Raw genomic sequence first — 15,656 nt, 5'->3', positions numbered from 1 at the left:
GGTCCGCCTTGTTTGCAGGGCGCGGTTTCAGCGTGGGCGCCAGACTCTTTCGGCGTCATAGCAGGCTCTCGCTAGCTTGCACATGCATCAACAGCGACGCGGTCTCTGTAGGAGCTGGCGATAGCCTGCGATGCGCCGCGCGAGCGGCGCCAGATCTCACAGGCGCTGAAAGCCCACTGCCATGCACCTGCATGCCCAACGCGCACCCCTCAGAACCCCATACTGAAGCTCACCACCACTCCATGATCCCGCGCCCCGCTAGACACCTGCCCGGAATACCCCACCCCCAACTTGCCGTTCTGCCCCACCGACATATCCAACCCTGCCTCGACCACGGCCGCGTCACGAGCAATCGGTACACCTGAGGTAGAGAAACTGCCGCCGCCGTCCACAAACCGCACATCCGTCTGCGCCTGGGTGTCGCCAAACGCATGCCGCCAGCCCACCGACAACCGTGGCGTCACGCTGGTGCCCTTGCTCAGTTCGATGCGCTTGCCTACGCGCACACCCAAGGTGGAATACGTGACATCCTCCTCGACGCTGCCATGCAGGCGCCCGGCATCGCCCTTCTCGTGCAGGTGCTCGCTGTCATAGTTGACATACGCAAGCCCCGCGAACGGCTCAACCGCAATGCCGCCGGCATCGAAGGCATAACCCACTTCGCCGAACACCTGGGCGGTGCGTGCCTTGTACTTGCCTTTGATGCGGTCGTTGTAGGCGCCCACGGTGACATCACGCTTGGTCTCGATGTCGTGCCAGCTGTAACCGGCACCCAGCCGGGCGGCAAAGGCGTCGAGCTGGTAGTTGAGGTAGGTGGCCAGGTGATAACTGTCCACCGACGCGTCGGAGCCGCGGCGGTTGGCGTCGATGCTGGCATTGGTGTAGCCGGCCGCGATACCCAGCTTCCACTGCTCATCCAGCGCTTTGTCCACGCCCAGCATGAAGCCCTGCAACTGCCGGTCGACAGACGCCGCGCCGCCACGGGCGTCATAGCTGCCCCAGCCGCCGATGGCGCGCATCCAGCCCACGGCCTGGCCTTGGCAGCCTTCGCCGGTAAGTTGCTGGTTGGCGGTGGGGGCCAGGGTGCGGCGCGGGTCGTTGACGGCGCTGCAATCGGCCTGGCGCATGCGGTCGTTGACGGCGTCGCGCAGGTAGCGCGAATCCTCAAGCAGCACGGTAGCGGTGCTGGCGTGGATTTCACCGGACAGGCTGTCGAACGCGGCCTGCGCCTGCGCCGTGGCCATCGGCAGGATATTGTCAACCAGCATGGGCGGTGCGCCAGGGCCGGTCAGTGCGCCCGCGACACCACCTTGGTTGGGGGTGCCGGCAACGCTGCCCATGCTCGCACCATTGCGCGTTACCGACAGGGTCACCTGGTTGGCGCTGTAGTCCAGCGAGGTGCTGAGGAACGCCGAATTGCTCAGGTTGGTGCCGGCGAAGGTACCGTTGATGCCGCCCGTTGCACTGACCACGGTGTACTGCCCACTGCCCGTGAAACCGCTGAGGTTGAGCACCTGCAGGCTGCCGCCCAGGTTGGCGGTGCCGCCGACGGCCAGGTAGCTCACCGGGTTGCTGGTAATGTCGATGGCCAGGGTGCCGGTGGCACCGTTGGTGAAGTTGCCGGCCACCGTGAGGTTGCCGCCCTGCCCCGGCATCACCGTGCCGAGGTTGTTAAGGCTGGCGACACTGCCGGTGCCAGTGAGCATCGCGCCATTGGCCACGTTCACGGCGGCGGCCAGGTTAGCGCCGGGGTTGGCAGTGTTACCCACTTGCAGCACGCCTTGGTTGACGTTGAAGGCGCCGCTGGCCTGGTTGCCGGTCAGCAGCAAGGTGCCGTTGCCCTGTTTGACGGTGGTGCCGCTGCCGCTCAGGGTGCCATTGAAGGTGCCGTTGCTGGCCTGCATGAACACCAGGCTTGCGTTGTTGGCGATGCTGCCCTGCAGGCTGGTGGTGTCGCCTGCCAGCGTGCCGCCGCTGACGGTGGTGCCGCCGCTGTAGGTGTTGGCACCGGACAACAGCAGCAACCCGGCGTCGAGTTTTTCGATGCCGCCGCTGCCGACGATGGGGGCGCTGATCAGCGCAGTGGCGCCGCTGTCTACCCGCACCACGGCCTGGCTGCCGTCGCTTGCGTTGACGGCGGTCAGGCTGCCAGCGTTGCCGGCCACCAGCTGGTAGCCGCTGGTGAGGAACTGCATGCCGGTGAACGCCTGGCTGCCCTGGACGGTGACGGTCCCGGCCTGCCCGGCAAATACGGCGAACTGCCCCCCGGAGGTTTCACTGGTGGTGCCGGTGGCGTTGGTCCAGTTGCTGGCGCTGCCCCATGTGCCATTGCCGCCAACGATGCTGCCGTCAGGGGTGGTCTGGGTGCCGTTCCAGAATTGCAGCGCGCCCGCCGCCCCTTGCACCACCAGGTTGACCTGGTTGGCGATGGCGGTCTGCAGGCTGAGGTCGCCCAAGGCGACGCTGCCGGGGATGGCGCCGAATACCAGGGTGTTGTCGGTCAGCGCGCCGCCATAGCTGAACAGGCGGTACACGCCCGGGCCGAAACCGCCGGCATCGGTAATGTCCAGGGTGCCGTCGAGGGTCAGGTTGCCGGCCACATTGACCACGGTGGTGGCGGCGCTGGCCGCGCCGAGGGCGAAGTCCAGGGTGCTGCCCGAGGCCAGGCTGAGGCTGCCGAGCGACAGCGGCGTGGCGCTCTGCCCGGCGCTCAAGGTGCCGCCGTTGGCAACCTGCACGTTACCTGCGAGGGTGCCATTGCCGCCCAGGGTGGCGCCGCTGGCAACCTGCACAGTGGCGCTGTTCAGGCGGCCGTTGACCAACAGCGTGCCGGCACTGACGGTGGTGTTGCCGGTGAGGGTGTTGTTGCCGGTCAGCAGCAGCTCGCCGGTGCCGGTCTTGGCCAGGGTGCCGCTGCCACTGAGGTTGCCGGCGTAGGTGCCGTTGCCCGCCTGGGCGAAGGTCAGCGCGGCATTGTTGAGGATCGCCCCTTGCAGGCTGCTGCTGTCGCCCACCAGGCTGCCGGCGTTGATGCGGGTGCCGCCGGTGTAGCTGTTGCTGCCACTCAAGGTCAGTTCGCCAGCGCCGTTCTTGACCAGGCCGCCGCTGCCGCTGATATCGCCAGCCAGCCCCAGCGTGTTGCTGCCGGCGATGTTCAGGGCGCCGTTCAGCACAGCGTCGTTGGCCAGGGTGACCGCGCTGTTGCTGTCCAGCGTGGTATTGCCGGCGGCGGTCAGGGTGCCGCTGCCCAGCGCGCTGTCGTTGCCGACCACCAGGGTGCCACCATTAAGGCTGGTGCCGCCGCTGTAGCCATTGGCAGCGTTGAGCACCAAGGTGCCGGTGTCGTTCTTGACCAGGCTACCGGTGCCGTTGATGGCAACGTTGAGGGTGGCTGTCTTGCTGGGGTCGACCCGCACATAGGTGCTGCCGGTGCTCAGCAGTTCGCCATCGATACCGCCTTGCAGCACATAGCCGTCGGTGACGAACTGCATGCCGCTGAGGTTGTGGCTGCCATCGACGGTGACCGTGCCCGCCGCCCCCTGGAACACCGCGAAGGTATCGTTCCACTCGCTGTTGACCAGGCCGTTGGCGTCGGTCCAGTTGCTGTCAGTGGCGTTCCATACGCCATTGCCGCCATTCACCACGCCGTTGGCGAGGGTCTGGCTGCCGTCCCAGAACAGCACGTTGTTGCTGCCGCCCACGACCAGGTTGACCTGGTTGGCCACCGCGGTCTGCAAGGTCAGGTCGCTGAGTGGCACGGGTGAGCTGCCGATCTGCATGCCGTTGTTGGTCAGCGCCCCGCCGTAGTCGAACAGGCGGTAGACGCCAGCACCGAAGCCGCCGATGTCGGTCACGTTGAGGGTGCCGCCAAGGGTCAGGTTGTCGGTGACGTTGACCAGCGCGGGGCTGGCGTTGGGCGCGCCAAGGGCTGCGTTGAACACCGAGCCGCTGCCCAGGTTCAGGCTGCCGACGTTCAGCGTGCTGCCGCTGCTGCCGGCCAGGGCACCGCCACTGCCGACCAGCACGGTGCCCGCCAGGCTGCCGCTGCCGCCAAGGCTTGCGCCACTGCCGACATTGACGGTGCTGCTGGCCAGGCTGCCGTTCACTTGCAGGGTGCCGCCATCCACGTTGGTAACGCCGGTGAGGCTGTTGTTGCCGGTCAGGGTCAAGGTGCCGGTGCCTTGTTTGATCAAGGTGCCGGTGCCTGCGATATCACCGCCGAAGGTGCCGCCTTGCACGCCCAGGCTGTTGCCGGCGCCAATCTGCACGCTGCCGTTGCCACCGAGGGTGCCAAGGGTGGTGTTGCCGGCAAGGTTCAGGGCCGCGCCGCTGGCCACGTTGAGTGCGCTGAGGGTATCCAGGCTGGTGGTGCCCAGGGTGCTCAGGCTGCCGGCGTTGAGGTTGAAGATGCCGCTGAAACTGTTGTTGCCCGACAGCGTCAGGTCGGCCAGGCCGCTTTTGTTGAGCGTGCCGGCGCCACTGAGCGCACCAGCCAGGGTCAGGTCTTCGCTGCCGAGCACGTTGAGCACGCCACTGACCGCGATGGCGTTGCCCAGAGTGGTAGCGGTGCTGGCATCGAGGTTGCCGGTGCCGGTGACGCTCAGGCTGCCAGTGCCCAGCGCTGCGTCATTGCCAACCACAAGGGTGCCGGCCTGCAGCACAGTGCCGCCGCTGTAGGTGTTGGCGCCGTCGAGTTCCAGGCTGCCACTGCCACTTTTGGTCAGGCTGCCGGCGCCGGACAAGGTGCCGGCCAGGGTGATGTCATGGCTGCCGAGCACGTTGAATGGCCCAGCGATGCTGACGTTGTTGGCCAAGGTCACGGCCTGGCTGCCGAGCAGGCTGGTATTGGCCGCCGCATTCAGCGTGCCGCTGCCAAGCGCGGTGTCGGAACCTACGATCAGGCTGCCGGCGTTGAGCGCGGTATTGCCGCTGTAGCTGTTGTTGCCGGCCAGTTCCAGGCTGGCGGTGCCGGCCTTGACCAAGCCGCCGCTGCCGCTGATGTCGCCGTCGAGGGTCAGGTTATGGCTGCCTGCGATATTCAGCAGGCCGCCGAGCACCAGTTCGTTGCCTAGGGTGACCGCCTTGTTGCTGTCCAGGGTAGTCGCGGCGCTGGTGCTCAGCGTGCCAGTGCCCAGCGCGGTATTGCTGCCCACCACCAAGGTACCGCCGCTGAGCAGGGTGCCGCCGGTGTAGCTGTTATTGCCGTTGAGTACCAAGGTGCCGGTGTCGAGTTTATCCAGGGTGCCAGTGCCGATGACGGCCACATCGAGGGTGGCAGTGGCGCCTGGGTCGACGCGCACGGCGGTGTCGCCAGTGCTGCCGTTGACCAGGTTGAGTGCTCCCCCCGCGCCGCCGAGCAGGTGGTAGCCGTCAGTCATGAATTGCAGGCCATTGACGCTCTGCGCACCGACCACCGTGACGTTGCCGGCGCTGCCCTGGAACACCGCGAAGCTGCTGTCCCAGGTGCCATTGGTGGTGCCGTTGACGTCGGTCCAGTTGCTGTTGCCGGCATTCCAGGTGCCGCTGCCGCCATTGACCTGGCCGTTGCCGGTGGTCTGGCTGCCGTCCCAGAACAGGATGCTCTGGCTGCTGGCGCCGACCAGCAGGTTGATCTGGTGGGCAATCGCGGTTTGCAGGCTGAGGTCGCCCAGGTTCAATCCACCCGGCAGGCTGCCGAATTCCAGGGTGTTGTCGGTCAGCGCACCGCCGTAGTCAAACAGCCGATACACGCCGTTGCCGAAGCCGCCGATATCGCTGACGTTGAGAGTGCCGTCGAGGGTGAGGTTGCCATCGACGCGGAACAGCGCGTTGCCCCCGGTGGAGGGCGCGGCCAGGCCGACATCGACGATGGCGCCGCTGTCGAGCACCAGCGCACCGAGGCCAAGGGTGTTGTTGCTGGTGCCCACCAGATGGCCACCGCTGCCGATGATCACCGGGCCACCGACGTAACCGCTGCCGCTGAGGCTGGCGCTATTGCCGACCGTGAGGCCGGCACTGGTCAGGCTGCCATCGACTTTGAGCGTGCCGGCGTTGACCTGGCTGTTACCCAGCAGGCTGCTGATGCCGCTCAGGGTCAGGGTGCCGGTGCCGACCTTGGCCAGGTTGCCCGCGCCGCTGAAGGCGCCCGCGAAGAGGCTGTCGGCGCCGTTGCTGCCAACGCTCAAGGTGGCACTGTTGCCGATTACGGTGCTGCCGCTGCCGGTGAGGCTGGCCAGGTTCGCATCGCCATTGAGGTTCAGGGTGCCGGCGCTGCCGACGTTCACCCCGGAGACGTTGTCCAGCACCCCGGCGCCTTGCAGGGTCAGCGAACCTGCGGCGATATCGACATCACCGGTCAGGCTCTTGCTGCCGATCAGCAGCGCATCGGCAGTGCCGGTCTTGATCAAGCTGCCGCTGCCACTGATATCGCCAGCGAGGGTCAGGGCGTTGAGGGTGTTCAACGTCAGGCGGGTGCCGGCGGCCACATCCACGCTATTGGCCAGCACCATTGCCACGCTGTTACGCAGCGTTGCATCGCCCGTGACACTCAGGCCCGCGCCGCCCAGTGCGGCGCTGTTGCCCAGCACCAGGGTGCCGGCGGCAAGCTCGGTGCCGCCCTGATAGGTGTTGCTGCCGTTCAGGGTCAGGGTGGCGTTGCCGGTTTTGCTCAGGCTGCCAGTGCCGGCGAGGGTGCCGGCCAGGGTCAGGTCGTTGCTGCCTGCGACGGTCAGCCCGGCGTTGAGCACGACATCGTTGGCCAGTGCGGTTGCGCCGCTGCTGCCAAGGGTGGAGGCGCCAGCGACGGTCAGCCCGCCCTGCCCCAATGCGGCATTGTTGCCGACCAGTAGGGTGCCGGCGTTGAGGGTGGTGCCGCCGCTGTAGGTGTTGGCCGCGCCGAGGGTCAGCGTGGCGTTGCCATCCTTGAGCAGGCCGCCAGTGCCGGCGATCGCCCCGTTGAGGGTCAGCGCGTAGCTGTTGCCAAGGGTAAGGTCGGCGCCGCTCAGGTTGATGGCATTGCCCAAGGTCATCGCCTGGCTTGCGTCAAGGGCGCCAGCGCCGGTGACAGTGAGCGCGCCGCTGCCAAGCGCACTGGCGTTACCCAGCAGCAGGCTGCCGGCCTGCAGCGTGGTACCGCCGCTGTAGCTGTTGCCAGCGTTGAGGATCAGCTCGCCAGTGCCCCGTTTGTCCAACGCGCCAAGCCCACTGATCACGCCATTGAGGGTGAGGCTCTGGGCATTTCCGACGCCCAGCGTGGCGGCGTTGCCGAGGGTGATGGCATTGCCCACCTGCAACACGCCCAGGCTGCCCAAGGTACTGTTGCCGGTGACCGCAAGGCTGCCGCTGCCAAGGGCGCTGTCATTGCCCAAGGTGAGCGTGCCGGCAGCGAGGGTCGTGCCGCCGGCATAGCTGTTGGCGGCGCCCAGGGTCAGGTTGCCGGTGCCGGTCTTGATCAGCCCTTCCGGGCCGCTGATCACGCCGTTGAGGGCGAGATCGTTATTACCCGCCAGGGTCAGGTCGCCGTTCAGCAACAACTGGTTGGTGACGTTGTTCAGCGTGGTGCTGGTGGCAAGGTTCGCCGCGTTGGCGACGGTCAGCGCGCCCGTACCCAGTGCAAGGTTGTTGCCAAGGGTCAGCGTGCCGGCATTGAGCACGGTGCCGCCTGCGTAGGTGTTGGCGCCGGCCAGGGTGAGGTTGCTGGTGCCATTTTTGACCAGCGCGCCTGCACCACTGGCCACGCCGCCCAGGTTCAGGCCATTGCTGCCGGCGACGGTCACGCTGCCGGTGATGTTCACGGCATTGGCCAGGCTCACGTCAGCGCTGCTGTCCAGCGTGGTGCCAGCCGCTGCGCTGAGGATGCTGGTACCCAGCGCGGTGTCGCTACCCAGCAGCAGAGTGCCGGCATTGAGCCGGGTATCGCCCTGGTAGGTGTTGTTGCCGTTGAGCGCCAGCACGCCGGGGCCGCTCTTGACCAGCTCGCCGCTGCCGCCAATGGCACCGTTGAGCACCATGTTCTGGGCGCCAGCCAGGGTCAGGCTGCCGAGCAGGTCGATCTGGTTGCCCAACGTCAGGTTAACGCTGCTGCCCAATGTGCCGCCCTGCGCTTGCAGGGTGCCGGTGCCGAGCGCTGCGTTGCTGCCCAGAATCAGCGTGCCGCCGCTGAGGGTGGTTGCGCCTTGGTAGGTATTGGTGCCGTTGAGGGTCAGGGTACCGCTGCCGGCCTTGTCCAGGCCACCGTTGCCACTGAGTACGCCGTTGAACGTGAGGTTGTTGCTGCCGTTCACGCCCAGGTCGGCGTTGAGCGCGATGGCGTTGGCCAGGGTGAAATTGCCGGTGCTGCCGAGGTTGCCGCCATTGACGGTCAGCGCGCCGCTGCCCAGTGCCTGCGCGTTGCCCAGGGTGATGGTGCCGGCGTTGAGCACGGTGCCACCTGCGTAGGTGTTGGCATTGCTCAAGGTCAGGTTGGCCGCGCCGTTCTTGATAAGGCTGCCGGCGCCCGCAACGATGCCGCTCAGGCCCAGGTCGGCAGTGCCGCCAATGGTCAGCGGGCCGGCCAGGGCAAAGGTATTGCCCAAGGTGACGGCGGTGTTGCTGTCCAGGGTGGTGTTGGCCGCCGCATTCACCTGGCCGGTGCCGAGGGCGGTATTGCTGCCCACGATCAAGGTGCCGCCTTGCAGCGCGGTGCCGCCGGTGTAGGTATTGGCGCCGTTGAGGATCAGCGTACCGGTGTCGAGCTTGCCAAGGGTACCGGCGCCAGACAGGCCGACGTCAATGGTGGCGGTAACGTTCGGGTCGACGCGCACGGCGAAGGCGCCGTTGCTGCCGTTCATCAGCGTCAGACCGCCGCTGCCCACCAGGCGGTAGCCATTGTTCATGAATTGCAGGCCGGTGGCCGCCTGGGTGCCGACCACGGTCACATCGCCGCCGGTATTCTGGAACACCGCGAAGGTATCGCCCCAAGCGCTGTTGAGGGTGCCGCCGACGTTGGTCCAGTTGGTGCTGCCGGTGCTCCAGGTGCCGACGCCGCCATTGATGGCGCCGTTGGCGATGGTGTTGTTGCCATCCCAGAACTGCACACCGCCCGCTGCACCGCCCACCAGCAGGTTGAGCTGGGTGCCGATCGAGGTTTGCAGTTGCAGGTCACCAGGCAAGACGCTGCCGGGCACGCTGCCGATGTTCAGGCCGTTGTCGACCAGGGTGCCGGTGTAGTCGATCAGGCGATACACGCCTACGCCAAAGCCGCCGATATCACGCACATTGAGCGTGCCATCGAGGGTGAGATTGCCGTTGACGCTGACCAGCGCGGTGCCGCCGGTGGCCGGGCTGCCCAGGCCGACATCGAAGACCGAGCCGCTGTGCAGGGTGAGGCTGCCGGTGTTGAGGGTGGCCCCGCTGTTAGCCGCCAGATGCCCGCCATTGGCGATGTCCACCGCGCCGAGCACGCTGCCGACACCGGTCAGGGTCGCGCCGCTGTTGACCTGCACGCCGCTGGTGGCGAGGGCGCCGCTGACGTTGAGCTGGCCGGCGTTGACCGTGGTTGCGCCGCCGATTGCGCTGGTGCCAGACAGCTCAAGGCTGCCGCTGCCGTTTTTGATCAACCCGCCGCTGCCGGCCAATACACCGCTGAACAGGCTGTCGAGGTTGTTACTGCCCACACTGAGGTTGCTGCCCGCCCCCAGGTTGACACCCCCGCCGCCGCTCAGGCCGCCGACGCTGGCGCTATTGCCCAGGTTCAGGCTGGCGCCTGCGCCGACATTCAGCGATGAGGCATTGCCCAAGGCGTTGCTGCCAATGGTGGTCAGGCTGCCGCTGGCCAGGTCAATCGCCCCGGTGAAGCTGTTGTTGCCGCTCAGGGTGAGGTCGGCCAGGCCGTTCTTGATCAGCCCGCCGGCGCCGCTGATGGACCCGCTCAGGGTCAGGTCGTTGCTGCCGCCGAGGGTCAGGTCATTGCCCAGCACTACCGCGTTGCCCAGGTCGACGACTGCGCTGTTGTCCAGGCTGGCGGCACCGGCAATGGTCAGGGCGCCGCTGCCCAGAGCGCTGTCGTTGCCGACAACCAGCCCGCCGGCGTTGACCGTGGTGCCGCCGCTGTAGCTGTTGGTGCCATTGATTGTGACGGTGGCCGCGCCGTTCTTGATCAACTGCCCGGCGCCGCTGATGGTGCCATTCAGGGCCAGGTTGCTGCTGCCCACCAAGGTCAGGTCGGCGCCCAGGTTGATCGCGTTGCCCAGGCCGAACACATCGCTGGTGTCCAGGCTCGCGTTGGCGGCTACATTCAGCGCGCCGCTGCCGATTGCGCTGCCGTTGCCCAGTATCAGCCCGCCGCCGTTGAGCGTGGTGCCGCCGCTGTAGGTGTTGTTGTTGGTGAGCGTGAGGGTGCTGTTGCCGTTCTTGACCAGGCCGCCGCTGCCGTCGATCAGGCCGCCAAGGGTCAGGGCCTGGCTGCCGGCCAGGGTCAGGTCATCGTTGAGAGTGATGGCGTTGCCCAGATTGAGCGCAGTGGTGGTGTCCAGGCTACCGGCGCCGGCCACGGTGAGTTTGCCGCTGCCGAGCGAGCCTGCGTTGCCGAGCACCAGCGCCCCGGCGTTGAGGGTGGTGCCGCCCAGGTAGGTATTGGCATTGCTCAAAGTAAGGGTGCTGGCGCCATTCTTGATAAGGCTGCCTGCGCCTGCGACCAAGCCGCTCAGGCCGAGATCGGCACTGCCATCGACGGTCACCACGCCGGCCAGGTTCAGCGCATTGCCCACCGTGAGCGCGGTGTTGGCGTCCAGGTGGGTGCCGGCGGCGGCGTTCAGTGCGCCCGCACCGAGGGCTGCGGCATTGCCGAGCACCAGGGTGCCGGCGTTGAGGTTGGTGTTACCGAAGTAGGTGTTGGCACCGTTGAGGGTCAAGGTGGCATTGCCGTCCTTGCTCAGCCCGCCTACGCCCGCAATCACCCCGCTCAGCGCCAGGTCGTTGCTGCCCACCAGGTTCAGGGTGCCGCCCAGGTTGAGGTTGTTGGCGATGTTCAGACCGGCGATGCTGCTGTCCAGGCGGGTGTTGGCGCCAGCGTTCAAAACGCCGCTTCCCAGCGCAGTGTTGCTACCCAGGATCAGCGTGCCGGCATTCAACGTGGTGCTGCCGCTTTGGGTGTTGGCGCCGCTGAGGGTGAGCGCGGCGCTGCCGTTCTTGATCAGCTCGCCAGTGCCGCTGAGGTTGCCGGCAAGGGTCAGGTCGTTGGCGCCGGCGAGGGTCAGGTTGGCGCCAAGGTTCACAGCATTGGCGACGCTCATCGCAGCGCTGTTGGCCAGGGTCGAGGCACCGCCGACAGTCAACGCACCGGTGCCCAGGGCTGCGGCATTGGCCAAGGTCAGGGTGCCGGCGTTCAGGGTCAGGCCGCCGCTGTAGGTGTTGCTGGCGCCGAGGGTCAGGTTGCTGCTGCCGTTCTTGACCAGGCCCCCGCTGCCGCTGATCACGCCGCCCAAGGTGGTTGCCGAACTGCCTGGCAAGGTCAGCGTATTGCTGCCGAGGTTGACGGCATTGGCCAGGGTGACCGCCGTGCTGGCATCCAGGCTGGCGTTGCCGCCCAGGGTCAGCGCGCCGCTGCCCAACGCAGCGTTATTGCCGACGATCAGGGTGCCGGCATTGAGCGTGGTACCACCGCTGTAGGTGTTGGCGCCGTTCAGCGCCAGGCTGGCGCTGCCGTTCTTGACCAAGGTCCCGCTGCCAGTGATTACACCCGCCAGGGTGGTGGCGTTGCTGCCGAGCAGGTTGAGGCTGTTGGCGCCGAGGTTGACCGCGTTGGCCAGGTTGACCGCCGTGCTGGCATCCAGGTTGGCGTTGCCGCCCAAGGCCAGCGCGCCCGTGCCCAAGGCGGCGTTGTTGCCAACGAGCAGCGTGCCCGCATTGAGCGTGGTACCGCCGCTGTAAGTGTTGTTGCCGTTCAGGGTCAGGCTGGCGCTGCCGCTTTTGATCAACCCGCCGCTACCGCTGATTACGCCGCCCAGCGTGGTGGCGCTGGTGCCGAGCACATTGAGGGTGTTGGCACCGAGGTCGACGAGGTTGGCCAGGGTGACTGCACTGCTCGCATCCAGGCTGGCGTTGCCGCCCAGTGCCAGCGCACCGGTACCTAAAGCGCCGTTGTTGCCAACGATCAGCGTGCCGGCATTCAGCGTAGTACCACCGCTGTAGGTGTTGGTGCCGTTCAGCGTCAGGCTGGCGCTGCCGTTCTTGACCAGGCCACCGCTGCCGCTGATCACACCGGCCAGGGTCGTGGCGCTGCTGCCCAGCAGGGTCAGGGTGTTGCTGGCGAGGTTGACGGCGTTGGCCAGGCTGACCACAGCACTGGCATCCAGGTTGGCGTTGCCGCCAGGGCCAGCGCGCCGGTGCCCAAGGCGGTGTTGCTGCCGACGGTGAGGGTGCCTGCATTGAGGCTGGTGCCGCCGCTGTAGGTATTGTTGCCGCTCAGGGTCAGGCCGGCACTGCCGCTCTTGACCAGGCCACCTGTGCCGCTGATCACGCCAGCGAGGGTGGTGGCGTTGCTGCCGAGCAGGTTGAGGCTGTTGGCGCCAAGGTTGACGGCGTTGCCCAGGGCTACGGCGGTGCTGGCATCGAGGCTGGCGCTGCCACCGAGGGTCAGCGCGCCGCTGCCCAAGGCGGTGTTGCTGCCCACTGTCACGGTGCCAGCGTTGAGGGTGGTACCGCCGCTGTAGGTGTTGTTGCCGCTGAGGCTGAGCCCGGCGCTGCCGTTCTTGATCAGCGAGCCGCTGCCGCCGATCACCCCGCCCAGGCCAAGGTTGGCGCTGCCGCCGAGTGTCAGTGCACCGCCAAGGGTCAGCGCATTGCCCACGTTGACCGCCGTGCTGGCGTCAAGGCTGGTGCCGCCGGCTGCAATCAGCGCGCCGCTGCCCAGGGCTGCATTGTTGCCCAGCACCAAGCTGCCGGCGTTGAGGTTGGTGGCGCCGGTATTGGTGTTGGCAGCGGTCAAGGTCAAGGTGGTGTTGCCGTTCTTGGTCAGGCCGCCCGCGCCGGCAACCACGCCGCTTAGGGTGAGGTTGTTGCTGCCGGGCAGGATCAGGCTGCCGGCGAGGTTGAGCTGGTTGGCCAGGTTGAGGTTGGCTGCGCTGGTGTCCAGGGTGGTGCCGGCGGCGGCGTTCAGGGCACCGCTGCCAAGGCCGGTATTGCTGCCGATGATCAACGTGCCGACGTTCAGCGCGGTGGCGCCGGTCTGGGTGTTGTTGCCGCTCAGGGTCAGGGCGCCGCTGCCGTTCTTGATCAGCCCGCCGGTGCCGCTGATGTTGCCGGCCAGGACCATACCATTGGCACCGGGCAGGGTCAGGTTGGCGTTGAGGTTGACCGCGTTGGTCAGGGTCATCGCTGCGCTGTTGCCTAGGGTCGCGGCGCCCCCGACATTCAGCGCCCCGGTGCCGAGGGCCGCAGCGCTGGCCAGGGTCAGGGTGCCGGCATTGAGGTTCAAGCCACCACTGAAGGTGTTGGCGCCGCTCAGGGTCAGGGTGCTGCCGCCGTTCTTGGTCAGCGCGCCCGTGCCGCTGATCACACCGCTCAAGGTGGTAGCGGCGCTGCCTGGCAGGGTCAGGGTGTTGCTGCCAAGGCTGACCGCGTTGCCCAGGTTGACGGTGGTGTTGGCATCGAGGCTGGCGTTGCCACCCAGGGTCAGCGCGCCCGTGCCCAGCGCTGCACTGCTGCCCACGGTAAGTGTGCCGGCGTTGAGCAAGGTGCCGCCGCTGAAGGTATTGCTGGCGTTCAGCGTCAGGCCGGCAGCGCCATTCTTGACCAGGCCGCCGGCGCCACTGATCACCCCACCCAGGGTCATGGCGCTGGTGCCTGGGAGGGTCAACGTGTTGCCGGCCAGGCTGATGGCGTTGGCCAGGCTTACGGCGGTGCTGGCATCCAGGCTTGCGTTGGCGCCCAGGCTCAGCGCCCCGGTGCCCAGTGCCGCATTATTGCCGACGATCAGCGTGCCGGCATTCAGGCTGGTACCACCGGTGTAAGTGTTGGCGCCACTGAGGGTCAGGTTGCCGCTGCCGCTCTTGATCAGCGAGCCAGTGCCGCTAACCACCCCACCCAGGCCCAGCGCGTTGCTGCCAGGCAAGGTCAGCGCTGCGTTAAGGCTGACGGCATTGCTCAGCACCAGTGGCATGCTGCCTTGCAGCGTAGCGGCGCCGGTCACGTTCAGGGCACCGCTGCCCAGCGAAGTCGCACTGCCCAGGTTGAGGCCGCCGCCAGCGAGGGTGGTGCCGCCGCTGTAGGTATTGCTGGCGCCGAGGTTGAGCACACCGATGCCGGTCTTGATCAGCGAGCCGGTGCCAGACACCACGCCATTGAGCGCCATGGCGTTGGCGCCGCCTGTGGTCAGCGCACCGCCCAAGGTAATGGCGTTGGCCAGGGACAGGTTGGCAGCACTGGCCAACAGGCTGCCGCCGTTGGCGATGATGCTGCCGCTACCGAAGGCTGCGGCGTTGTCGAAGTTGAGCACGCCGCCGTTGAGGGTGGTCTGGCTGTTGCTGCCGAGCACCTGGCCAATCAGGCTCCAGGTGCCGCTGTCGACGATCAGCCGGTTGAAGTTGATGTAGTTGGCGGCGTTGATGCTGCCGGTGCCGGTGGTACCACTGCCGCCGCCAATCGCATTTTGCAGGGCCAGGGTATTGGTACCACCGGCGCCGCCGTCGATTACGCCGGCCGCTGCGAAGGCCAGGTTGGGGTTGCTGGTGACCAGCAGTTCCACGCCGACACCGCCCCCAGCGCTGACACTGGAACCCGTGATGGCGTTGAAGCGGTTGGCGCTGTTGGCGCCCATCGACAGGCTGCCAGTGATGCTGCCGGCGTTGGTGAAGGTGTTGCCACCACTGTTTGCCGCCTGGAAGGCTGCCCGCCCGACAATGCTGCCAGTGTTGGTCATGTTGACCGAGCCGCCACCTTGCACGGCGATCACTGGAATATCCTGGGTCAGTACACTGGCGCTGGCCAGCGCGTCAGAGCCGATGGTGCCGGCGTTGTTGATGACCGTGGTGCCGCCTGCGCCGTTACGCACATCCAGGGCCATGCCGTTGAGGTTGAGCAGGTTGGCACTGAGCAGCCCGCCGGTGCCCTTGAGCACGCCACTGGCGTTGTTGTTGATTACTACCGTGCTGGCGTTGCTGGTGTTGCCGATGATGGTGCCGGTGGTCAGCCCACCGATCAGGCCCAGCACCGAGGGGTCGATCAGGCCGTTGTTGGTGAAGGTGATGTTGTTGCCAGTCAGGCTCATGCCCGCACCCAGCAGCGGCGCGCCCATGGTGGTGCCGCCGACCACGGTGACGTTGAGGTTGTTGGCGCTGCTGGAAAAGCTGTTGGTGCCGCCCAGCAGCGAGGCCTGGCCGCTGCAGGACACAGAAGCCCCAGCGCCTGGGAATGCGGGCGTACAGGCCGCTTCGGCGTGCTCGATTGCAAGGCTTGCAAACAAGGCCCCGGTCGCCAGGCTCACGGCGAACGACAAGCGAGAGAGGCGCACAGGCAAACGGGCGGCGACAAGACGATCCACGGCAAGCTCCTTCTTCGTGGATCAGGCGGCAGTCTGTGTGACCGGTGCAGCGGCTGCATGGGCGACGACTGAATACCTGACCCAACCAACAAATTCCTTTGAAGAAATTTGTAGCTGCTACTTGGCGCGCAGCACGCAGAAGGGGCCGGTCAAATGGTGT

The 15,656-nt window shown here is 66.9% G+C and carries 2 protein-coding genes; both read right to left on the bottom strand.

The genetic code is table 11. The features are described 5' to 3' along the window. Positions 1 to 209 precede the first annotated feature (209 nt). Positions 210 to 12,296, bottom strand: a complete 12,087-nt coding sequence (locus tag HU719_RS01190) for an autotransporter-associated beta strand repeat-containing protein (RefSeq protein ID WP_367616349.1) — start codon at positions 12,294 to 12,296, stop codon at positions 210 to 212. Next, a complete protein-coding gene (locus HU719_RS23735) occupies positions 12,251 to 15,496 on the bottom strand; it encodes a beta strand repeat-containing protein (RefSeq protein ID WP_186536809.1) in 3,246 nt (1,081 codons plus the stop codon). Before HU719_RS23735 ends, HU719_RS01190 begins: the two co-directional genes overlap by 46 nt. Between the last annotated feature and the right edge of the window lie 160 nt (positions 15,497 to 15,656).

Source organism: Pseudomonas farsensis, from assembly GCF_014268805.2.
Lineage (GTDB): Bacteria > Pseudomonadota > Gammaproteobacteria > Pseudomonadales > Pseudomonadaceae > Aquipseudomonas > Aquipseudomonas farsensis.
Note: the sequence above shows the minus strand (reverse complement) of the source record. Positions and strands in the feature narration are given on the sequence as shown.